Genomic DNA, 23,821 nt, shown 5'->3' on the forward strand with positions numbered 1-23,821 from the left:
TTTCATTTAATTTAACGAGAGAGTAGCTGTTCTCTTTCGCGTTGCTGTGTTTGTCCGCCATTATTCAATAATCCGCGAAGCTCTGAAACACGTGATTTTATTTCTTGATATTCTTTTTCTTGAGAAAATCCAGCTTCTTGATTCTGCTCAATACTCGAAATGGAAGATTTTAAACGTTCCACTTCTTTTGTTGTGGTTAATTCATCGCCAGCAATCCCCGTTTCGATGAAATTATCAATCCGTGTAAAAATACCGATTGCTGCGTCTGGATTGACCCAAATAGAATATTGCGATGTTCCACTAAGAATAAGCCGTTCTTCTGTTTTCACATCCGAACTTCCTGCCGCATGTAAAATGTCAAATCCTTTGTAGCTTGCAATTTTGACTGTTTTATTTTCGTGTGCAATGCGACTATCCAAACTATTATTTTGAATTTGACGAGCAAAAAAATCAGCAACTTCCGTTTTCTTATCATTTTCTCCAAATGAACGCGTTGACCCTTGATAGAAAATTTCTATTGAAAAAGGATGGTCTTTATTTTGAGTGGCAGTTTCTATATCTTCGTGAATGGCAATTAGCCGCTTTTCAAAATTGGGAAGATATTCTTTTGCGGATTTAAGCTGTCTCAGGTCCGTAATTTTGCTATCAAAAAAGCGTGTCCTTGAACGCTCTAAACCTTGAAGCTTCATCTCAAGCTCCATGTATTCTTTTTGGAGCGGTTTTCCTTCTGCCATTGCTTTATATTCCCCCATATTGATTTGAGCATCGCCAATTTCGTCCATTTCACGAACATCGGAATTTCCATTCATGATTTGATTGATAACTTTCGCTTTATTTTCCAGCGTTTGCCACAGAAAAGCATCCATCGAACCTTTAGTGATGTAGTAATGAATTTGAACATTGTCGTTCTCGTTGCCTTGACGAATCAAACGTCCATTCCGTTGAGTAATATCACTAGGGCGCCACGGCACATCCAAGTGATGGACTGCAATCATCTTATTTTGAACATTAAGACCCGTACCTGCTTTACTAGTGCTCCCAATTAAAATTCGAACTTTACCTGTTCGCATATCACGCATAAGCGCTTCTTTTACCTTATCGTTAGTTGCTTCATGAATGAAACGGATTTCTTGTGCAGGTATGCCCCGTTCAATAAGAGTGCGTTTGATTTCATCATAGGCAGAAAATAGGTTGATGCTATTATCAAAATTGAGAGGTTGACTGTTACGATATTTTACAGGGATAGATAAGTCAGAAAAAATCATTTGTGTTGATTTTTCTTCATCGTGGTCAGTGTAAATTTGAAAAACCTCATCTACAACCTGAGTGAGCTTTTCGGAATCGAAAGCGGAATAACGTTGGTCATCAAGTGCACGCATATCAAGCGTTAATTTACGATTCTCCCCAACGATTTTCAGCATATTGTCTTCCCAAGGTTTAACCACCCCACTTTCAATCGCTTTGGCTCGTGCGACTAGCGCATCAATATAACGTGCTTGTGCGCCTGTAATGGCTGTTTCGTGGGCAATCATCTCTGCATGAGGAACAGGTAAATTTAACATCTCTGCCGTTTGAATATCCCAGGTTTCACGGAACATAGTCATTAACTCAGGAACATTCCCAAATTTAGTAAATCGCCGATTGACTTTAAATGTGCCTGCAGCAGTCAATTCAAAATTATTTTCGATGATACCAAAATATGAGACCCAACTATCAAAACTGGCCGCTCCATATTTTTCTAGTACGTCTGGCTCAATATAATTCATCATCGTATAAAGTTCTACGACCGAATTAGACATTGGCGTCCCAGTTGAAAAGACAACGCGTCGGTTATCGTATAAACTGTGCATATATTCTATTTTCATCTGCAAATCCATTGACTTCTCGGCGCGAGTATTAGAAACACCTTTCACATTTTCAAGTTGTGTGAAAGGCGCAAGATTTTTGAAATTGTGTGCTTCATCGACAAAGAGCATATCAATGCCCAATTCTTCAAATGTAATGAAAGTATCCGTGTCTGTTTTACGCAATTTTTCCAGACGAATTTCGAGACCTTCAATCGCTTTTTCCGTTTGTTTAACAGTAAGTGACTCGCTATCGTCAACGTCTTCTATTGCCTTTCTCGCTTCTATGAGCTGACGTTTAATGTAATGTTCCTGGTATTGTTTACTCATTGCAATTTTCCCAAACTGGGAATCCGCAATGATAATCGCATTGTAGTTGCCTGTGGCAATTCTACTGATGAAACGTTTGCGTCCTGCCTTTTTAAAATCCTCACTATGAGCAACGAGGACTTTACTTTCTGGAAAATATTTATAAATCTCACGGGCAAATTGACTGATTAAGGGCTTTGGAATGACAAATAGCGCATTATGAACCAGCCCCAATTCTTGAAGTTTCATATTAGAAGCGAGCATCGTCAAAGATTTCCCTGAACCCACTTCATGCGCATAACCAGCACGTAAATCCAAGACGGTGCGCATAATTGCGTTTTTTTGGTGTGGACGTGGCTGAAATTGTTTTGCCAACCCACTTATCGTCAGACCACTCCCATCGTATTCTTTTACAACATAGCGATTGAGCTGTTCATTAAAGCGAGTGGCAATTGCTTCTTGACGTTCAACACTGTTTTCCACCCATTGCTTGAACCGCTCCAACAACGCCTTAGCTTTATCTTCAAGCTCCTCAGTCGCATCCTTATCAAGAATCCGTTTTTTATGGTTGGGGTCGTTGGGGTCTGGCATAAAAATTTTACCTGGGCGCTGGTTGAGTAAGGACGTTGCCAGTTTCTGACCGTTGAAACTCCCATGTCCATAAGTATCTGTAACGGGAAAACGGTTCAGATGTTTTAGTTTTACCTCGTAACTATCACTCAACTTGTCATATTTTACAGTTGCCTGAGACTCCATGATTTCTGTTAGAAAGTCTTGATAAAGTTCAATAGGGATAAAACGTGTGCCGTATTTATACGTAATATCAGAAAGCGGTATATCTTTTGGGAGCACTTTTTCCAATGCTTCAATATTTTTCAGCCAGTCTTTATTTTCTATATAAAAATCTTGGTTATTTTTTGCTTTTGCAAGTTTTGTTTTGACATCTCCAGACAAATAATCTTCTTTGCTTTGATATTCGCCGTCCCCAACATAAAAAAGCCTGTCGCCAAGCTCTGCAATGATTTCTTCTTTGGTCAGTCCACACACTGCTTCCATATAATCAAAATCAAGCTGCCCTTTGTGGTTGAGTGAAGCAAGCAGCGCATCTTCTGCAGTACTCACTTGAATACTCTTGGGCTGGGGCTGAATGGTTGGCTCAAAAAATACAGCGCCTTTAATGATTTTAGTTTCTTGTGTGATGTCGTCTTCTACTTCTTCCTCGATTGAGGCTAAAAATTCATAGTAGTCGTCCATTCTCATCAACAAACTGTTAGCTTGATTTGAAATCGGTCCGTATTGCTTCACAAACGCATCATATTGATTATTCAGCCTTTCTCGAATCGTTTCATATTCGGGCTGAGCATACTCTGGGATATGTTGGATATTCAACAAGTCTTGCAAAGTATGACGCATCTCAATCATTAAGCGCATTGCTTTAACATCTTTAGCTGCATAATCAAGTTTATATTGGTATTTGGTGTTGACTGCTTCTTCGATGATGAGTTGACCTTGTTTCCCAGTGAGAAAAGTATAACGAATATCTCCATCTACAACTTCATTTTCTCCATTATTCAATTTTTCGAGGATAGCATGAGGAATTTTAGGAAGTGTTACTACTCCACCGACTTCAGTTGGAATAAAATTGCTCCAACTATCCAAATACCCTGACGAAGTATAGATTTTTTGGTAGCTTGTTGTTTCTTCAAAGATGGTTGATTTATTATTTTCATACCTTGCAAGCTGATTTTTTCGATTTTCCCCTTTGTTCAGCGTAACACTTGACGTTTTTTGATGAGGAGTGACATGCTTTCCGTCAAAATAGTAAGGTTTGTTCCGATAGAGGAAAATGGTATAAGGTGCGCACTTGTTAATGATTTCTTGTGGCACGTTTGAGTTTTCTTGAACAGCTTGTTCAAAAGGTTCGGCTACACTATCATTGACAAAATATTGTGCGGTAGCTTGTTGTGAAAAAGCATCATTGATTTTATCAATCATTTCTTCTTGCGGAAAATCACGAGCAACGGTAAGCATTCCGCCATTACGGGTTTGGATTTCGATTTTCCCTAAGACCAGCTCTGGTTGATTATTGAACAACCGATTAACATGAACACTATTTCCTTTATCATCCATCCGTTGCTCTGTTTTCGTCCATTCGGGACGTGATTGTGGAGTTGAAGTTTTTTGAAAAATTAAAATATCACTCGAAACATCTGTTCCTGCGATTGCCTTAAACGCATCATTCGGAAGTCTAATGGCTGAAACAAGATTAGCCATTTTTGAAATTTCTTCACGAAAACGGCTATCATTTTTATCCATCGTACCTGTTGAGGTAATGACCGCAACTAGTCCCCCCTCATGTACTAAATCTAAAGCTTTCTTGATAAAATAATCATGGATAGCATAGGCACTCTCATATTTTTCATCAGAAACACGAATAACATCACTAAAAGGAACGTTGGTAATGACGAGGTCCATTGCATTGTCGGCAAAATCGGTTGTCTCAAATCCTTTAATTTGAACTTTTGTTTGTTGCTGGAGCTGACTGGCGATAGTCCCTGTTAATTGTTCTAGCTCAACACCGTACAATTCGGACGCTGCTTTCATCTCTCTGGGCATTGTGGCAAAGAAATTCCCAGTCCCCATGCTTGGGTCAAGGATACGACCGCCGCTAAATCCTAAATTTTCTAACTGATGATAAATGGTTTGAATAATTTGAGGGCTTGTATAATAAGCCGTTAGGCTTGATTTTCGCATTCCTGCATATTCCTCTTGACTAACAAGAAATTTGAGTTCTTCACGTTGCTGCGAATACCGTGGATTACTCTCCTCAAAGAAATCGTTGGCAAGACCGCCCCACCCCACATACTTTGCAAGAATTTCTTGTTCTTCTGGAATCGCCCAACGATTTTCTGCAGTTAGCGTTTTTGACAAACGTATAGCAGCAAGATTTGCCATCACTTTTTCACTAGGGGTACGTGGATAGAAGTTGTCAATATCAGGGAATACAAAATCGGTAGGGTTAGTGTTATCTCTACCACTACTTATAGTAGTAGGTGTAGTAGTAAAGATAGCAGTATCATTAGTAGTAGAAATAGATGTATTTTTAACACTAGATATAGTGTCAGAGCTAATACTATCTTTATCATTAGAAATTATTTCATCATCGGGAAAATCATCAAATAGAGAGATTTCTTCAATATTTTTTTCGTCTGACACCGCTTCTTTTGGGAGAGATTTATCAGGCATTTGTTGTAAATACCCTGCTTCCTTTAACTCAGAACGAATGTACCGGAGCAGCTCAGAAGTTTGTTTTTCGTTTTTAAAATCATCGCCTAAAAGGGTAAAGACACCCGTAGTCAAATTCATCTTAATCAATGGAGTTGAACTTCCATTATCCGTCACTCGATAGGCAGTAAAGTTTTGGTACTTCTCCTCGATAGAAACTTGAACATCCACAAATGAAGAGCCAAACGACTCAAACCAATCGCTGTCTCTAGCGATAAAATCAAAAATTCCATCAGAAAGACGAGTTTCAAGCTTCCCTAGCTCAGTTGATGAGCTTTCAGACTGATAAACTTGTTCAATTTCAGCGATGCCTTGCTCTGTTTTTTCTGCAAATTCAAAACTTTGATTTTGTGCTATAGATTTTTCATCCGCTGTTTCAATGAATGGTTCGGGAGCTGAGCCAATATTTGTGATTTCAATATTCGGACTTGCTGCGTTGATTTCGTTTAGTTTGATGATACGGCGCTCAATTGGCGCAGATAACCCATCTTGCGTATAAAAATCATCTCGAAGGTCAAACGCTTCTTGCTTCAACTTATTTTCAAAGTCAACAATCCCCGTCCGTTCTTCAACGTAATCAATCCCATTAAACAAATCCATCTTTCCCTCTAAATTGAGACTTGCAATAGGGAGAGGAGTTCCATTTTGATGATAAATTGCAAGCACAACGTCATTCTTTGATAAATCAGGATAGTCAGGCAAGGAACCAATAGAGAACCACTCTCTTTGATTTTCAGGCAATAATCGGTCTCTTAAAGCCGTAAGGTATTCTATCCTATCTAGCTTTAGTTTTTTATTCGTCTCTTCTGGTTCGGGAGTGATGGTCTCCTCAACCGCAATTGCATTGGAAGATAGTATATTTTGAGCTTCTAACACTTCTTTCAAAGTTTTGTTAAATTCAGCTTCAAAGAAAGGATTATCCGTCAATTTTTGAGCATTGGGTTTGATTTCATAGCTTGCGTTCTGAAACCACTCGACAATAGACTCGTTTAACATCCCACCAAAAGACTCGTTCATGATGGCAAAATCCCCACTTCCAATGGATTTTACTTTGAAATCTTCGGGTAAATCCATTTTATCTCGAACTTGCTGCAGTACTTCTTGAATGGAATGGTGCTGCTCTTTTTTAGGCGCAAGTTCCTCGTAGTAGGCTTGCACATCAATCGGTAGTTCGTTGTCCTGGGCGAGTGCTTGATAATGGGAGAGATTGACCATGAATCCATCCCCAATGTCAAGTCGTCCAAGTGTTGTTGAGACTTTGAAATAGCCTAACGCATCGGATTGTTCTATTTTGATTTCGTCACGAATCATGGCTTGTAAGAGCGAAAGATTAATTGGTACCTGTTCATGTGGTGTATTTAGAAATTCAAAATTTTCGTTAGTACCAGTCTCATTCCACTCGACTTCCACCAATTTACTTCGGTGTTCCTCTTTTAGAATATTACCATGTTCTTCAATTACGTCAACTGAAGGCTTAACAAGAAGCTTGTCAGCTTCTACTTTTTCGAGATTGAGCGAACGAAGTCCTTGCTCAAAAACATCAAAGACACGTGAACGAATAGGCGTACTCATAGGTACCGTATTAAAAGCATCATTATCCGTAGAAATACTAAAAACCACCTTAGAATCGTCATCCGTTCCTCGCTCACGACCAATGTAATGATAGCCAAATTGGACGCTGCCTACAGTCGTTTCAATATCATAAACATCATAAGCACCTGAAACATTGTGTCCTTGTAACTTTAAAGTTTGTTGTTGCTGATAAGAGTCGTAAAGCTGTTTATAGGCACTCAATGCGGCATCATGATAGCCTACAGAATCAGAAATAAGAGCGGATTTCTCATTTGAATGAGAAAGTTTTTCTTGTACTTCTTCAAGTTCATGAATTCCGCTTTCTGCTTCCGTTCTTGCTTTGTCTCGATGGAAAGCCACTCGTTTTTTCTGATGTTCACTTGCTTTTTCTACACTGACTAAGCTTGGGGCAAAGACGCTCAGACGAGGATTAGAGGGCTGCTGCTTTTCAATTATCAGGGGTTCAGATGTAACGGATTCTGTTATATCCTCTTGATTAGAAACAGGTCTATCAAAATCAACATCCGCTGATAGTGCATCAATTTGATGATTTAAGAGGGCTTGATTTTCCATCAAATCCTGAGTGAGTGCCGCAACCATTTCATAGCGTTCATTGATGAGTTTGGTCAGTTGCTTTGAAAAACTATTGGCAAGCGAAAACGTCCGCAAAAGATTTTCTTCTGTCCCTAATTTCCCAATTTCCAAAAGCACCTGATTTTCAAAAGCCGTGTAATCGACTGCACCATCTAAATAAACCCCAAATTCTTCAAGCAAATTATATTTGGCAATCTCAATTGCGACTTCTTGCTGCAGCGCAGAATATCCTGTAAGCCCTGTTTGATAAGGCGCAAGATAATTTTGAACATATTGACCAACTCGAACCATGATTTCTGTCGATGGAGGAATTTCAATAATATAATCTTCATTAGTAAGGTCAGCTAATGTATTAACAAAAGTAGGCGCATCTAAAAGTACCTCATGAAATTCAAACGATTTTTTCAGTGTCGTTTGAGCCAAATCAAACAAAATTTCTTTAGTACGCCCTCGTTCATCAAAGAGGTGCACGCTGGCTTTTTCTTTGAACTTAACGCTCGACTCAACGCTCTTATTTTTCCAGAAATCAAAAGAACCCAAAAGTCGTGTATCTGGGTTCTGAACGTAGATTTGCATAATTTCACGAATAGGACGTTCATGATGATAACGATTAAAATTAAGAAACAAAAGTTGCTCACTTGAGCTAGACGTACCAAAAGCCGCAATAAATTGTTGTACGGCTTGAATCGTTTCTTGATTATTCATTATTCAGACCTCACTTCTGCTTGCTTAGTAAGTTTACCGTTGAGCTGCTCCAATCCTTGTTTGTACCAGCGGGTCAAATACTGTCTGCGAACATCTACACGTTTTTCGACCTCTGTTTTGGCTTCGTCATCAAGTTGAATAAGGGCTTGTGTCTTTTCCTGGGCCAGTTTTTGCTTATAATCTGCTTCAATAGACGCTGCTTGTTCCTCAAAGGATTTGCGCCTTGCATCAAGTTCAGATTGTTTAGCCCGTTCAATAAGCTGTTCAACTTTTTGAAGACGTTCTTCTTTTTTCATTTCAAATTCAAGTGCTACCTCTTTTTCAATTTTGGGGCGAACATTCCAACCATCTTTAAAAGAAAAAAGCTGAGACATATCCATTGGATAGTGTTCTTCCTCTACCAACTCATCCAGTGTTTCAAATTCGGTCTGCTCAATGATGGGCTCTGACTGAGTGTCATCTACCGAGCGCCCACAAGCTGAACAAAATTTTGCCTCCCCACTTAGAGATTGACCGCAAAATGAGCAGCGGTTTCCAAGCATTTCTTTTTCTTCGTCTCTGGTGTCTTCTTGTGGTAAAGTCTCCACATTATTTTCTGAAATCGTCTCAGAATCGCTCTCTCGTGATGTTAAGAGTTGCTCAACTTTAGGCGCATTCTCATTTTCTACATTTTGTGCTATAGGGATAGAATTTTGAGTTTTAAGCTGAGCTTTCAATGCTTCAATTTCTTCTTTTACTGCGAGAAGCTGCTGATTATCTTTCAAAGGTTCAGATGAAACTTCATGAACTGGGGAACTTGAAATTTCTTCTTTTTCCATTACCGGAGGAGTAGAAGGAATGGAAGACTCAATCTGTTTCAACGGAGTGACTTCTGCAGCCCGAGGTTTACTGGTATTAAACTTATCTAGTAAATCATAAAAATCAGTAGAAGCAGGGAGGGGAAGGTTAAGCGTTTTTCCATATAAATCTTGGGTGCTTGATTTTTTGTAAACGGAAAAACTCACTTCACGTTCATCTCTTAAAATGAGTTGATTAAGGCTTTCAATGTTGACTACAAAATCATCAAAAGTTTTAGAAGTCTCAATCCTTGCCTTTTCTTCTTCCAGGAATCCGAATGACGCTCGAACTTCGAACGTCATTTTTTTATCTTTATTCAGCCATTTCATCATTTTCATTACCATATCCTCCTACTTGTTGTGAACCAAAGTCGTGTGATGAACTTGTCTCACTATTTTCTTGTTGCAACCCTTGAAGCAACTCAACGGCTTCAAGCGGAGAAATAGACAATTTCTTGATTTCATTTAGTAAATCAACCGCTTCTTGAGGTGCAGCTTGCGCTGCTTTGAGCGCTGTGCGTAAATTCGCAGTTTCAAGGGAATCAATTTGTTGTTCCAGCTTTTCATATTGTGTCTGAGCTGTTTCCAGTTCTTCTTGCTTTTTCTGCACCTTGAGTGCGAGAATGTCTTTCTTTTTACGCAATTCCTCAATTTTTTTATTTGTTTCCATTAATTTTTCCTTCTGGTACAGATTTTTGACTTAAAAGCGCCAAACTTACGACTTGATTACCATTCATCGTAATATTATATTTTGCTTCAATAGTATAGCCTGTTGTTTGATAGACCGGCGTTTCATAATAATAAAGCTCGACATAGTATTGTCCTTGACTATTAGCGTTCAAATAAAGATTACTTCGCTCATATTGCCGTGAAACAAGTTGTGTCGAATTTGACGTATCAATTTGTTTTGTCTTTTGATACCGTTCTAACAAAAGTTTTAATTGGTCAGCTTCCTCTTTAATGTAGTTACTTTGATAGGCAAGCGGAGCCATCAACGTTTGAAGTGCTTTAGCTCGATTATCAATCGAAGTATTGTTCAATTTCCATGTGGAAAAAGTCTCTAAAAACTGCGTGAGCGTTGCTTTTTGACTCAATTTATCACTCGTTTTTTCAGGGACTTTTTCATCTCCTGAAAGGGTGTTGTTGGAGCTTGATGAGGTTGGGGGCTGCTCACCTTTTTTCACTTGCGTTTGTTGACGTTCATTATTGTGAGCTACTTGTTTCTTTATCGCTTTAGCGGTAAAGAAAACACCCCCTGCAAGTATCACAATAATCACGATTCCGATGAGAACAAATAATCTCAATTTTTTTCTATTTATCACTTTTTCTCCTTATTTTGCTGGGGGATGGATAACCGCCGCAACGCCCGAAGGATTAAAGGTATAATCCCACGTCTTTAGTGGTGTTGGATTTTGGTCATAGATTTTTAATACACCGTTACTTACTATTTGTCCCACCACAGCCACATGACCGTAATCGCTACTGGCGTTCCAATTTCCCATATTTGCACCACGTTTAAAAGTAATGATGTCTCCTGGACGTACATCTTGAAACATCGGGTTATTAACAACTGTCCAGCCCCAAGCTTTCCAGTCATAATCAATTCCAATATTAGCTGCCGCCACTCCATTTTTCAATGTGATAGAGGGATTGATAGAATGCGCATAGTAAGCTGGAACTGCATAACATTGTCCAGTCTCGCCACCATACGTTCCCTGAATGACTTGCCCAAGCATTGCATCAAGTGAGGTAAGCCCTGCTCCACCACTTTGACCTGGGGGACCGTAACCACCTGGCGGGTCTGGTGTCCCTCCATGCTGATTGATGTAAGTGTTAAATGCTTCTTCTATTTTTGCACGGTCTTTACCAGAATTAAGTGCAGTCCAATAAACAGCTTGTCCTGGGGCAAGTGTCCCATCATGATAGGCTTGCGCTCTCGCATCACAAATTGCAAGACTTTTATTTCCAAAACTATCAATTTGCGTAGAACGAAAATCATTAACTGCTCTCGTATTATCCCAAGCAGCACCTTGATTAGGGTCACTATCAACCGCACCATAACCGAAAAGATTGGATTTTGGATAGTCCGCCGCTATACCTGCCGTACCAAATTGGCTTTCAATTTGAGCAAAAGCAACCAGTACCCGAACATCAATTCCAGAAATTTGTTGAAGTCTCAGAAATTCTTCGCCACTTGCCCGACTATCCAAGTTTTTATAGCCCTCGCTTGCAATAAATCCGTCAATTTGTGCGACTGTAATCCCATAACGTTGCGCAAGAAATGATGAATGATAAGCATCATTGCCGTCCCAATTTTTGACATAAAACACACCATCGTTTGTACTACTGTTCGCACTATTGTTATTATTGCCGATGAGATTAACAATAAAGAAAACCAAGAGGAACACAAAAATTGCGAGTAAGCCGGCACCCCCTGCAACAGTCGAAAACTTCACAGCTAGGGCTTTCGGAGAGAGTACTTTGGAAAAAGTCTCACTTGCTCGTTGACTCAGATTTTTCCATGAAAAACCTAAGCTTTGAAAAGTCTCACCTGTATATTTCGTTGTCTCTGCAATTTTTCCAACATCTCTGACAGACTCTTTCGCTCGATTCCCAAAAAACATACTTTGCCGGGCATTTTCTAAAACACCTGAGCCAAAATTCTGCTTTTTTTTCAAGAAATTGAATCCCTTGTGCGATTTTTTGACAAGCGTTTCGCTTGTATCATACGCAGTCTTACTGCTGTCTGTCCAGCTTGTTTGCTCATTACTTTCGCCAAGCTCGCCATTTGATCCAGTAGCACCTGAAAGTGCCACATTCTTTGGCTTTTTTTTGAGTTGATTTTTTAAGAACTCTTGTTTTAAAGACTGCTCAAACACTGATGATTTTTTCTTTTGTGCTACTTTAGAAGATTTCTGCTTGCTCCCCATCACAGTTTCGAAAACTTTCTGCGAACCTTGATTTTTTTGCCGGGTTGCGTTTTGACTCGTGCTGTCTGTGGATTGAAGATTTTTCTTGTCTACAAGGGGTTGAATGGAATGACTTGACACTCGCTTCCATTTCCTGTTAGAGCTTCCATTTTTAAGAACCTTAGTTGATGATGAGGGCATCGGAAATTTTTCAGCTGGCTCAGACAGAGGAGATTTTCGGGTCAGAAGCGAGGATTGAATGGTCTCATTTGCGGATTTTTTTCCTTCGTAAATTCCGAATTCATTGAGTTCATCTCCCATTGATTAACTCGCTTCCTTTTTTTGGGCATCGGTGTTAACCAAATCAAACAGTAAAGTTTGTTTAGGAATAGGATTATTAAAAGGCACAATCGTATCTCCAGCCACGACTAAGCCTGCACCCTTTTCCTCTTTTTTCAGGTACTGTTGAAGCTGCTTTGTTAATTCAAAACGCTCTGCTATCGTTTTTAATGCCATCCCTTTTTGACGGAGAATAACATAGTATTCCGAGTTAAAGAACATACTTTCGCCTTCAGGCGTCGCAAGAATAAGGTTGATATTTTGAGAAATTCCAGTAACGGTTGCACCGTATTTTCGTAACCGCGCCCACATGTCCGCAAACATTTCACGCAAAATAGGGGGAGAAGCTGGTGCTACAACGGTTTGAACTTCATCTGCGTAAACCCAGATTTTAACGCCGCGTCGTCTTGCATCAATCACTCGATTTTGAATTTGGTCTATAATTGCCATATAGCCAAATTTTTTCATTTTTCCTTTAATGAGTTGTTTCACATCATAAATAACCATTCGATTATCCAAGTTAACATTGGTTTCATGAGCAAAAATATCATAACTTCCTGTGACATACAGAGCGAGTTTCGCCCATAAGTTAGAAGCTTCAATCTCAACCTCTGAATCTACTTTAGACGATACTTGTGCTGCTTGCACGCGGTCTCCTAAAACACCATACCAGTCTGTCAAAGTTGGTGCTGAATACTGCTCAAAAGTTTGAGTGGTGACTTCATCCACAATCGTTTCTTGAATCTCTGAGAGACCATTACGAAGTAAATTGCTAAACATTGCGCTTAACAGGTCTGATTTGATTGCGACAGGGTCATCTTCTTCATCCATTTCCTCGACATACTGAGGAAGCTCTAAGACATTGATGTGAGTTTTTGACTTTGGAGCAACTTTTACAACTTGTGCACCGAGCTTTTGACCAATCCCCACATACTCACTTTCAGGGTCAAGAATGATAAATTCGTCATCAGAATTCTGGTAATAGTCCGTCAAAATATTATATTTACAAGTAACCGACTTACCAGAACCCGACACCCCAATAATCCATCCATTAGAGTTTTGAAGTGTGAGGCCACGTCGGTCAATAGAAATGATATTTTTGGATAAGAGATTGATACCAAAATATTTCCCATGTTTATGTTGAAGTTCCACGGAAGTCCACGGAATATTGATGGCAAGATTAGGGGTAATCAAGCCGCGTGTGAAGTTTTTAATTCCTTCAAGGAAATTCTTGCCCAATGGTAAGGTAGATACCAAGCCTTGTTCTTGTAGATAACGGAGCGGCTCAAAACGTACACTATGTTTTTCTTGTACTTCATTCACTTTATCCAGACTATCAATCAATGCTTCACGATTTGAGGCATGGATATAAAGCAACATACTGGATTCAAACTGTTTTGAACCTGTTTTTCGCATATATTGACTTTGTTCATCTAAATCCTCCCATGCTTCTTTCAAGTCTGGAGAGACAAACTCTTGAGAGTATCCCTCGGACGAAGCACGTTTTTGTTGGGGAAGCAAAGCCATTCCGACATTTGTTTTTTGATTTTTTACTTTCTTTGTACTTTCAGCAAACGTATAAGGGCTAGCATGAAGCGTGAATACCCCCTCAACGCCCATTTCACAAATATCTTTTAAAAAGCTGTCAGAAAGTTCGTAGGGAAAATCTTCAACATATAAAAGTTGACCAATGGTATCATCGAGGTGGAGATAAACAGATTCAAAATCCATCTGTTGAGGAGCAATCCAATCTTGTGTACGGTCTCTAAATGGCGGAAATGATTTGGGTTTAAGTTTACCTGGGCGTAAAATAGAACTCATCAATTTTAGACGCTCTAAACCATCTAACTCATGCATATAAACTCCAATTTTATCCATTTCCGTTGTAAATGCACCTTGAGAGCTTTCCAATTTTGCCATTGCACGTCTGCGTTCTGATTGTTTTGTACCAATCGTGACATAACGACCGATACGATAATTATTTTTCCCATCGTCATATTTTGAAGCAATCAAATCATTCAGCTCTTGCCGAATCTCATTACCTCCACTCCTTTCAAGAGGAAAATGATTTTCCTTCATATATTCTTTCTTGCCTACCTTGTTAAACGGAATTGAAAGTTGGAAATGTTCGGTCTGAGAAAGTGAGTTAATCGCATCAAACCATGCTGTAAAGACATTGATTTTATCGTCATGAGCAGCTGTTACGTAATTAGTTGTTCCTAAATCATAAGTTTTTGAATATTCATTATCCGTAACATGCATAGCACCTTTTTGCTCCAAATCAAGATACTGTAAAGAATTTTGAGTGGTCGGAAGCATTTTTTTATTTGTTTTTTTCTTCTCTATCTTTGGTTTTTCTCCAAAGTTTTGGACGACCTGCTGCAGATTTTTTTGTTTTTTCTGTTTCAAGTTGTGTATCCTCCGATTTTCTTTCTATTTTGTAGGTTCGATGATTGATAGTAAGTCTAAACTTTAAGGCTAAATAAAAGAACTGCCAAAGGGGCAGCCCTTTAAATCTTCCGAATGTTGAGATTCCTATGGAAAATATTGCAATTATCGTAAAGGTTTGAACCTCTAAAAAAGGCAGCTTCCACTTAATCAAAGCATAAGCCGAAATAGCGATGACCGCCGCAATTAAAAAACCTGCAATGACAAGCTTTGTCGTCTTTCCTGTTTTAGCTCCATCTTTATAAATACGAATTTCCATTTTTTTAAACTCCTACTCCAAATAAGCGTTTTGAAACACTCAAAGTCTGCCAAATCAGCACAACATAGGCAATCGCATAAACCACACTTCCCATTGCAGCCCCCCAAGCGCTTAATCCTGTAACGATGCCTAATGTTCCGCTCAAATCAATCGTTGGTTTTGCAAAAAAGCTAAAGAGCCACATGACTGCCATAATGACGACAGTTTGAAACGCATAAGCAAAGCCGTGTTTCAAGTAGTTCTTTCCGATAGAATCGAACTCACGTGAAGCAAAGCTGACCATTGGAATTGGAGATAAGAAAGCCATCAAGTAAAGTTGGAAAAACCGAAGATAGATGATAACTGCGACCGAAAGTGCTGCTACAAGCTGTGCAATGAGACAAATGACGTACATCAATACGCCTGTAACTGCAGTAGAGATTAAATCTCCCGGATTAGTGAGCAGTCCAAAAAGCTGCCCTAATGCTGAAAGGGGATTATCTGGCAGCTTGATTTGTGGAATAAAACTGTTAAGCAACGCATCCGTTAGCGTTCCTGATTTATTAAAGAGGTTAATTGCTCCTGTTGAAATCGAAACGATAAAAACAAAGAGTACTACTCCTATCGTGGAAAGCGCCAGTGAAATAAGCCAGCGCATAAAAGCAAAAGAAATATCCTTGAATACTAAACTCTCCCCGGCTTGACTTTTGGGAACGACAACATTGATGACTTCCATCATAAAAAAGAAAAGAGAGAGGTAAAAAGCAACGGGGAGCATAACCTCGTAAGAAGTTTTCAAAACCCAGTCAAAAGCTGCAGGGTTATAATCTGTTATATTCTGAGTAAAACTAAAAAACATCGGCGTGTCCCCTTTCTCATGAACCTGGTGGCGCTGTGATAGCTGCTGCAATCGCAAAGCCAATTCCGACAAGAATAATCCCTCCTACTATAGTAAAAATAGGAGCACGCCGTGCAGCTGGTCCATCATCCCAACTCAAGAAAAGCCAGCCTAGTCCAAGCAATGCAACGATGATGCCTGCAGTGCTGAACCCCCATTTAACATTATCTTGCATTGTTTTCACGGCACTCGCCGTTGTAACATCCGCAAGTGCCGTCATTTTAACTGCGAGCGTACTTGTGAGTGCCGCAAGCCCAAAACTTGTTTTTGAAGCTTGCATTTTAATTTTTTTGTTCATTATTCATCTCCATTTTTTATTATTTGTTAAGCGACATCGCTTAAATCAGCTGTTAAACATTCCATCGTGTCTGGATTTTGTGCAACACTATCTTCTATCATTGATTTGTCATCCACATATCTAACCGCTTCATACCATCTCGCGTCATTAGGAGAGGTTGCCCATTCTTTTGCACGAGGGTGTTTTTTAGAATTATATTTTTTAACCTTGACAATAGGGACATCGCCTGTAATTTTAATTAAAGCATCAAGGCGATTGGATTGTTCAATCTCGTCAATCATATAGACATCACGTCCCAAACTATCCGTGTTTTGAGAGCCACCACCGTGTCCCCCAAATTGTTTACCTTCACTTTTCTTACCAATCGTTTGTTTACCGGAAAGCTCCGTGAACTTTTCTTTCGTCAATTTTGTCGTTGCACCTGCCATATAAACGAGTGAATCACAAGCTCCCAAGATTTCCTCCCAAGTTTCCTTATAAACACGTTTCAACTGGTCAAAGTTCTGAGCGGTAAATTCAAAGCTCATTCCTCGACCACGAAGCACCGCGATTGCTTTTAAGATATTAGGAATTGCTCCAATACTTGGAAATTCTTCAAGAATCAAACGAATAGGGATAGGCAACGCCCCTCCATAGATATTGTCCGCAACATCTTCCGTAATTTGAAAAAGCAAAGTAAAAACCATATTTGACAAGAAATTATAGGTATCTGACAAATCGGATAAACCAATGTATAAAATTTGTTTTTGTGTTCCCATTTTGTCAAGTTCCAACGTATCTCTACTGGTCAACTCTTTCAAACGAGGAAGAGTAAACATTCTGAACCTTGCCGTTGGCATCGAGACAACTGAGGAACGTGTCTCCCCTGAATAATTTTTAAAAGATTGAAAGTCAAGTACAGCTGGACAGTCTGAACCAAAATAATCCTCGAAATCGTCAAACATCATCTCCACAGGGCTTTTAATTTCTGGATCTTTACGTTCAAGATTACGCACTAAATCCCCAATGTCTGCCAAACAGGGCAATTCTCCAGAACCTTCTTTTCCCTCGTAACCTCGGTAATTGTAGTAAAGAAATGAAAATAGAGCAGAAAGCAAAAGCTTTTCGGAATTATCCCAAAAGGGTTCACTTCGTCTTTCATGTTCGCCATCCGTTGATTTGATGATGAGGTTAATCATATCTTGAAGCATTTCTTCACTTTTGACATAGACAAAAGGATTAAATTGGTCTGTATTTTTGAAATTGATAAGGTTTAATACTTTGACCTTAAAACCATTCTCCTCTAGCATCTTTCCTGTTTTGTGATAAATTTCAAGTTTGGGGTCGGTCACTCCAAAAGAAGCATTCATTTGAGAAATATTAGGAATGTTGTAACTTGTTGTTTTCCAAGCGCCAGTACCACCGACAGTAAAAACATTTTTTGCCCGTTGATATTTTGGGTTTTTATATTCATTTTTAACCCACATATAAGCTTGCCAACCCAAAATAATATTCTGATTAAAATTCTCTCCTTTAGGTGCTGCAAAAGGTTTTAAATCTTGAACTGTTCCCTCATGAGATGAACCAAATTCTTTCCTATGACGATAGGTTCTCGTATCCCTCGAAGCTAAAACCAAGAGAAAAATCCCTGCCATGAGTGCCGAAGCAACAAGTGGGCCTGATTGAAAACTGATTGCAAAAGGATTGGCACGAAATTCAGGAATAAATCTCATTTCAAAATTGGGAACTTTATCTCCGTAAAGTGTTCCAGGCGTGTCTGAAAATATTGCGACAGCCCGATTTGCTAGAATCATTAAACTAAGCGCAATCAAGCTGAAGGGAAGGTATTTCATGACTTTCCTCATCTTCTTACCCCCCGACCAATATCTTGTCCCAAATCTTTTGCTTGATGCGCTGCTTTTTTGCTTGCTTCAAGTAACAACTGTTTTTCTTGAACTTTCGCTTTATTCAGAGCTTCTTTCATTGTAGGACGTACTTTCCGAATCAAATCGGGATTTTTTTCGAGAGCTAAAAAAGCAGCTTTGAGTGCTGCTTTTTGTGAACTTAGTTTATCTGAACGCATCAGCAAGTACATTTGCGTTCCACCATTCTTTTGATTCTCAAAAGCCACCGTTAAATCGTAGCTTTTCATGAAAGCAGTCAATTTTTCAATGCTGATTTCATTATCCAAAGGAAAAGGTTGAATCAACGTTTCGGGCAACGGTTGTGTGGGCAGATTGTCGCTTGACCATTCAATTTGACCTTTGGAGTCATAGCTTTGATAAATCCGACTGTCATCACGTTCAAATCCCTCATAATCCTTACCCGATGGAGTCCATCCTAACTTGTTATTCGGAGAAACTCGTTCTTGCTCACTTTGCCAATTTTGAGTGAACCGCTCTTGCTCAGAAAGTTTGTCGTTTTGCTTCAGGGTATCATTCAATGCCTTCTCAAGCGCACGTGTGACTTTGGCTCGGTCTTTAGTGAAATACACCATTTCTTGTGACTGGTCTAATGATGACTCTCGGATACAATACTGGAGCCGTTCGCCGTCTAAATAGCCTTTGAGCCGCTCTAAATCGGTATTAGGGTCTAAGGTATGATAACTGATGTCTCGACCAGAATCTAACATGAACTCGTAAGACTTCTCACCTGGTGTTTTGAGGGATTGACGAAAAGCCTCTGCTTCTTCACGATTGAGCTTTTGTTCGGCATGTGCCGCTCGACGTTCCTTTTCTTGCACACGGTTATGGAAAAAACGGATAGCATTTGTCACGCCCCGTGTTGTGTCTCGGCGCAATTCCTTTACCGTGCGATTAAATTCTGCTTGTTCTTCCATTGTTCCCCTCTATTTCTAACTTAGTTGAACCAAGAGGAGCAATAGAAAAAAGCCAAGAACCAAGAAAGTATAGGCAACATTTTCAATCATTTTATCAAATTTTTTGTTTTCCATTTTTCCTCCTATTTTTTCTCATTATTTAAGTGCTCATTTTCCTTAACCAACTCATAATTTTCTGCCATTAAAAGATTGAAATTTGCTGTTAATTTATCAATCGTTTTTCTTTGCTCGCCGTAGGCTAGACCATTCTTTAAAATCCAAAACCGCTGGCAAAGCAGACTCCACATCTTACCTTCAGATTGTTCAGAAGGTTTATTTTCAAGCTGGTGCAGACGTTCCAAGAGCGCATTATAAGCCAAAATCGTTTCTGCTTCTTCATCGACCAAATCATTGTAGCTCATTCCGTTTTTTAATGGTGTGAAACCATCTGGCTGCTTTAATTTAGGTGTGAGTGCTGTTGGAAATAAATTCATTATTGACCTCCATAAATATGAACAGTTGCGCCTTGTGCTTGATAAGAGGAAGCAATAGAATTTGCCGTCTGTTGTGCTTGCGCGATTGCCGTATTATATTTGTTTTGAGCTTGTGCAAGAGCATCCGCATAAGAAAGGGTTGAGCTTGCAGTATAACCTTTTACTGTTGCTGTATAAACAGTAGGGATTGGGGGGACTAGGTTTTGACTTGTAGTGCTAGTTGTTGAAGCAGTAGAGTTACTACTCTCTCTATTGCTAGAGCTATTATTAGAACTACCACTAGACACCCCACTAGAACTATTACTATCTTTACTACTATTTATAGTAGTAGATTTACTACTAAACCCACTTTCAAAATTTGCAGCTTGATTGCTGGGGGGAGGGGCGGACTAAGAAGATAAACCAAGCCACCCCCAATTATTCCAGCAGCAATCAAAAAGAGACTTCCTAGAATAAAGAAGCCCCTCCTGTTTTTACGTCGCATTCGGTAGAATCGTGTGGAAAATTTCATTTCTTCCCTCACTCATCTTCATAAAGCGCATCGAATTCTTCCTGGTTGAGTACACGCGTAATATTGCCACGCGTTTTCCCCATGTAAATTTTGTTTTTAACCTCAATATACACGGGTTTATTTTTGAGAAAGTCCACCGTTTCTTGATTATAGTCATAATCAATTTCTTCAGGAATATCAAATCCGTTATTCATGATAGAAGTGAGCACAAACATCAACTGTTCCTCGCCCATTTCATCGCCAAATGTGATATTGTAAAATCCACTTTCTTCATTTTCGCCTGTGATCCGCAGCTTTATCATATTTCTCATTCCATCATTGGTACGCGTCATTTGCGCACGGGCAATTGTTGCTTCATGTACCCCTTCTGGAAAGTCTTTGTATTCTGTGGAGCGTTGCTCCGTTTTTACTTCGAATTTCATGTGATATAATCCTCTCTGAATTAGTTTTATGTTTATTGGTATAAAGATTGATGTCCCTTTTCTAACCTGTATGTTATAATTCTGCTCGTCGCACGATGCGCGGTAGAAACTGCTGAATCTCGTTCCCATTGTAGCCTACAAGCAAGTGCTTATCATCAATGCAAATGGGTTCACGCAATATTTCAGGGTGTTCAAGACAATAATCTACAAGCTTGCTTGTCGTCATCTGCATAAAAGAATAAAATCATGCTTTTCCGGTCTCATATCGCGTGATAATCAAATCAGAGAAACCATCACTTAACCGAAGCATTTGCACAAATTCTGTTTTGCTCAACTCAGATAAATGATTGATTTCAAACTCAAGCTGATGTTCTTTCATCCAGCGGACAACCTGTTGAAACGATTTTGAAGTTTCATTGTCTTTGCGATAAATTTTAATCATGAAATGCTTCTCCTTTCTAGACAAGGAGCCTGAAACACCAAGCTCCTTGTTCTTTTTTATGTTTTTTCAACTCTATTATTTTCTGAAGCGATACTGCAAGAAACGCCAAGCTCGATGGATATTTTTCCGAAGCAAGAAGACCAGTCCTGCTCCAACAAGAGCAGTTCCAAGACAAGCAAGAACATTAGTCAGTGTGAGATTTTCTCCGGTTTTTGGCAAGTAAATGTTAAGAATCTTTTGAAGCGGAGTCGATGGAGTCACGTGGAAAGTTTCCTTCTGATCTGCATGGCTTTGATTGGAAACAATCAATCGTCCGGTAGCATCCACTAAATCTTCCAACATGGTCAGATCATCTCCACCCAATCCTGTCGCATTCACCGTAATCGGAACCTTAACAGTCATACTAGTAGACGTAGCCTTAAAGGTGAGAGACCCTGTCGCAGGAACAACCTTTCCTTTTTGTTGATCCCAAGCACCCGTCACCTTCACAGTATAACTTTGACCAACAGTAAGCCCCGTAGCTTGATACGTATCTGTCAGTTTTTGATTGGTCTTAGCTTCAATCGCATTCGTAGAAACTTGGGTATGACCCGTTGGAGAACTAATGGTTTCGGCTTTATCCGTTAAAGCATCATGTTTTGCGGCGGGTGTAGCCGTTTTGGTGTTCGCTCCCGCATCAAATAAGGATTCCGTCCAGACATAAGTGACTGAAGAGCCTTCTGAAACCTGATTATCTTTTGACGTGTCTACCTTCGTTTGTACCTCGTTTTCTTGTGATTTGACGGTCGCGTCATCCACAGTGAAGTTGACCGTCGCAACGACTTTATCGCTGGTCGTTTTGCCTGAGTCATCTGTTACAATCCGGTGGAGTTGCGCCACTTGCTCCTCACCCTTTGTGGCATTCGTAAGCGTTACCTGATCATACATCGGTGTTTTTGTGGAAACTTCATTCGCCTCAACGGTCTGATCACCATCTGCGGTATGCGCCTTTGTTTGAATCGTTGGTACCACAGGAGTGACCGGCTTATCGGTTAATGAGCCGAGATTAACTTTAAACATCAGATCATTATCCGTGAGCGTCTTGGCTTGAATGGTTTGCGTCGTGATCACTTGCCCTGTCCCCGTGTCTTTAAACACGACGGTATAGGATGTTGGATTCCCATTGCTATCCTGATTCGGCGTGCTCGTGATAGAAATGGGATTGATTGGAGACACTCCATCCGGTGTGGTGATTTCGGTTAAAAGATAATCGCCAATTGGAATGCCATCTTGATCCGCATTTCCAGCAGCGTGATTCGCTGCCCCATCAAAAGTCGTCAGACCATTGACGGTATAACCATTGGAGTCCGTTCCTGTTCCAGAAGTGACAACAAGGGCTTTTCCTTTTGTTCCTGTCTGAGGCGTCAAGGTAAATTCTGCACCATTGAGTCCTGTCAAAGAACCATTAACATCTTGGACTTTATCAAACATAAAGGAAAAGACAGCCACTTGATCACTCGCAGTCTCTTTGTCTTCATAGTTGGAAGTGCTGTTGTCAAACGAACTGGAAGCATCAAATGAAACGGCATAGTGCTTGGTTGAGAGACTATAGCCTTCGGGCGCTGTCATTTCCTGCCAATAGTAGGCTTGATCATTCACTAGGTTTTTCACCCCTAATTGAAGATCAGATCCCATTTTCAACACGACAGCCGTGTCATCTGCTTTGGTGCCAGCTGTGGCCGTAATCGGATAGCCGTCTTGACCATCGGACCACTTCACCGCCGAACCGTTTTTGTTAAAGAGCTGATAAACCGCGCCGGATAAGCTGGCCTCTCCTTGTGGTGTAGAAGAGTTCGTGTCCGCATCGGCTTTAGTGAGCGTTGTCTCACCTAAACCAATGATGTTGACGTTAAGAGCAGCACTATTTACTGCAGGATCTTGTGAGGCAATCACCGGTTGACTGACCTCACCGCTGGAATCCCCATTCGTAGAATAAATAAAGAAAGGACGATCACTTGCTCCTAATCCCATATTTGCGAATGTGATTGCATTTTTATTAACTCCCAGGGCGGACGTAATATCAGCATTTAATTTGAGATTGTTTCCAGAAACTGTCTCCGAAAGACCTGACACATTACTTTGGACATAGGGAAAGTTAGAAAGCACGCTGTTTGAATCCGTCACGGTCTTTGAGACACCTTGAATGAGGGACACTGTAGAGCCGGAAAAGCTTGGTTGTTCAGTCAATTGAAGGGCTTGATTCGTCAATTGATTTTGATAAGCCACAATTTGATTTGAAGAAAAGCCGGCATTGAGATCCCCAAACCCAACTACCGAGGTGCTAATTGCACCCCATTTGTCGAGTTCTGCCCAAATCGCTAAGCGAGCGCCCCAATACAATTCCATGTTGTTTGAACTCGCCCCTTGCTTATTAGCCAAATAAGCAATATTATTGATGATTGCTTGTTGGGAATCTGTTAATTGACTCCAAATGGCATTGGTTTCATCCTGCTCAGCTGAGGTGGACGCCGTCGCCAACGGCACACCCGGTGACAAGCAATAAACTGGGGTGCCGTCTCCCAATGTGAGCAAGGTCATCGAATCTGCTTCTCCTGTGGAGAGGGTTACATGACCAATACTCGTCGCTAAGTCCCAATTAACGGTCGTTGATGCCGGTAAAGAAGCATTGCTCTGTTGCGTCGCAAAGACCAAACCACCGCTCCCAAGGGCGATGGTCAATAAACTTCCGCTCACCAGCCAGAACTTTTTGGCTTTTCTGAGGCGAAAATGACTCACTTTTTGTTCGCTTGTGAGTCTTTCCATTGTTTTGTTTTTCTTTTTCATCAAGAAAAACCTCCTTATGATAGATTTTTTTGTACAAAAAAATCTGTCTCACTAAGA

The 23,821-nt window shown here is 40.1% G+C and carries 17 protein-coding genes; all 17 read right to left on the reverse strand.

What is annotated here, in order from left to right; all coding sequences use genetic code 11:
* Positions 1–11 precede the first annotated feature (11 nt).
* Positions 12–8,309 carry an SNF2-related protein gene (locus tag GHI93_RS00225; RefSeq protein WP_153494515.1) on the reverse strand — a complete coding sequence of 2,766 codons (8,298 nt, stop codon included), beginning with the start codon at positions 8,307–8,309 and terminating at the stop codon, positions 12–14.
* Complete coding sequence (locus GHI93_RS00230) at positions 8,309–9,484, reverse strand: zinc ribbon domain-containing protein (protein ID WP_153494517.1); 1,176 nt, start codon at positions 9,482–9,484, stop codon at positions 8,309–8,311. The genes GHI93_RS00225 and GHI93_RS00230 overlap by 1 nt, the downstream gene beginning before the upstream one ends.
* Positions 9,459–9,815, reverse strand: coding sequence for a hypothetical protein (locus GHI93_RS00235; RefSeq protein WP_153494519.1), 357 nt, complete (start codon positions 9,813–9,815; stop codon positions 9,459–9,461). The genes GHI93_RS00230 and GHI93_RS00235 overlap by 26 nt, the downstream gene beginning before the upstream one ends.
* Complete coding sequence (locus GHI93_RS00240; protein ID WP_153494521.1) at positions 9,802–10,467, reverse strand: hypothetical protein; 666 nt, start codon at positions 10,465–10,467, stop codon at positions 9,802–9,804. The genes GHI93_RS00235 and GHI93_RS00240 overlap by 14 nt, the downstream gene beginning before the upstream one ends.
* A 9-nt stretch (positions 10,468–10,476) precedes the next feature.
* Positions 10,477–12,375 (reverse strand): CHAP domain-containing protein, encoded by a 1,899-nt coding sequence (locus GHI93_RS00245; protein ID WP_246176985.1) that lies wholly within the window; start codon positions 12,373–12,375, stop codon positions 10,477–10,479.
* Between the two features lie 3 nt (positions 12,376–12,378).
* Positions 12,379–14,802 carry a VirB4-like conjugal transfer ATPase, CD1110 family gene (locus GHI93_RS00250; protein ID WP_170272346.1) on the reverse strand — a complete coding sequence of 808 codons (2,424 nt, stop codon included), beginning with the start codon at positions 14,800–14,802 and terminating at the stop codon, positions 12,379–12,381.
* Positions 14,717–15,100 carry a hypothetical protein gene (locus GHI93_RS00255; protein ID WP_153494525.1) on the reverse strand — a complete coding sequence of 128 codons (384 nt, stop codon included), beginning with the start codon at positions 15,098–15,100 and terminating at the stop codon, positions 14,717–14,719. The genes GHI93_RS00250 and GHI93_RS00255 overlap by 86 nt, the downstream gene beginning before the upstream one ends.
* A 4-nt stretch (positions 15,101–15,104) precedes the next feature.
* A complete protein-coding gene (locus GHI93_RS00260; protein ID WP_153494527.1) occupies positions 15,105–15,938 on the reverse strand; it encodes a hypothetical protein in 834 nt (277 codons plus the stop codon).
* 16 nt (positions 15,939–15,954) lie between these two features.
* Entirely contained in the window at positions 15,955–16,275 is a 321-nt protein-coding gene (locus tag GHI93_RS00265; RefSeq protein WP_153494529.1) for a hypothetical protein, read from the reverse strand.
* A 26-nt stretch (positions 16,276–16,301) separates the two neighbouring features.
* Positions 16,302–18,107: a VirD4-like conjugal transfer protein, CD1115 family gene (locus GHI93_RS00270; protein WP_170272347.1), complete on the reverse strand. Its 1,806-nt coding sequence runs from the start codon at positions 18,105–18,107 to the stop codon at positions 16,302–16,304.
* Positions 18,108–18,115: 8 nt separating this feature from the next.
* On the reverse strand, positions 18,116–19,093 hold the full coding sequence (locus GHI93_RS00275) for a hypothetical protein (protein ID WP_153494533.1): 978 nt from the start codon (positions 19,091–19,093) through the stop codon (positions 18,116–18,118).
* Between the two features lie 122 nt (positions 19,094–19,215).
* Complete coding sequence (locus GHI93_RS00280; RefSeq protein ID WP_153494535.1) at positions 19,216–19,566, reverse strand: hypothetical protein; 351 nt, start codon at positions 19,564–19,566, stop codon at positions 19,216–19,218.
* The gene (locus GHI93_RS00285) at positions 19,566–19,853 is read right to left on the reverse strand and encodes a hypothetical protein (RefSeq protein ID WP_153494537.1); all 288 of its coding nucleotides are present in this window, start codon (positions 19,851–19,853) and stop codon (positions 19,566–19,568) included. Before GHI93_RS00285 ends, GHI93_RS00280 begins: the two co-directional genes overlap by 1 nt.
* A gap of 232 nt (positions 19,854–20,085) precedes the next feature.
* Positions 20,086–20,499 carry a type III secretion system protein PrgE gene (locus GHI93_RS00290; RefSeq protein WP_153494538.1) on the reverse strand — a complete coding sequence of 138 codons (414 nt, stop codon included), beginning with the start codon at positions 20,497–20,499 and terminating at the stop codon, positions 20,086–20,088.
* A 73-nt stretch (positions 20,500–20,572) separates the two neighbouring features.
* Positions 20,573–20,731, reverse strand: coding sequence for an ArsC/Spx/MgsR family protein (locus tag GHI93_RS00295; protein WP_153494540.1), 159 nt, complete (start codon positions 20,729–20,731; stop codon positions 20,573–20,575).
* 12 nt (positions 20,732–20,743) lie between these two features.
* Complete coding sequence (locus GHI93_RS00300; protein ID WP_153494542.1) at positions 20,744–20,941, reverse strand: thioredoxin domain-containing protein; 198 nt, start codon at positions 20,939–20,941, stop codon at positions 20,744–20,746.
* Positions 20,942–21,016: 75 nt separating this feature from the next.
* A complete protein-coding gene (locus tag GHI93_RS00305; protein WP_153494544.1) occupies positions 21,017–23,764 on the reverse strand; it encodes a SpaA isopeptide-forming pilin-related protein in 2,748 nt (915 codons plus the stop codon).
* Positions 23,765–23,821 lie beyond the last annotated feature (57 nt).

Source organism: Lactococcus hircilactis (assembly GCF_009601015.1).
Classification (GTDB): domain Bacteria; phylum Bacillota; class Bacilli; order Lactobacillales; family Streptococcaceae; genus Lactococcus; species Lactococcus hircilactis.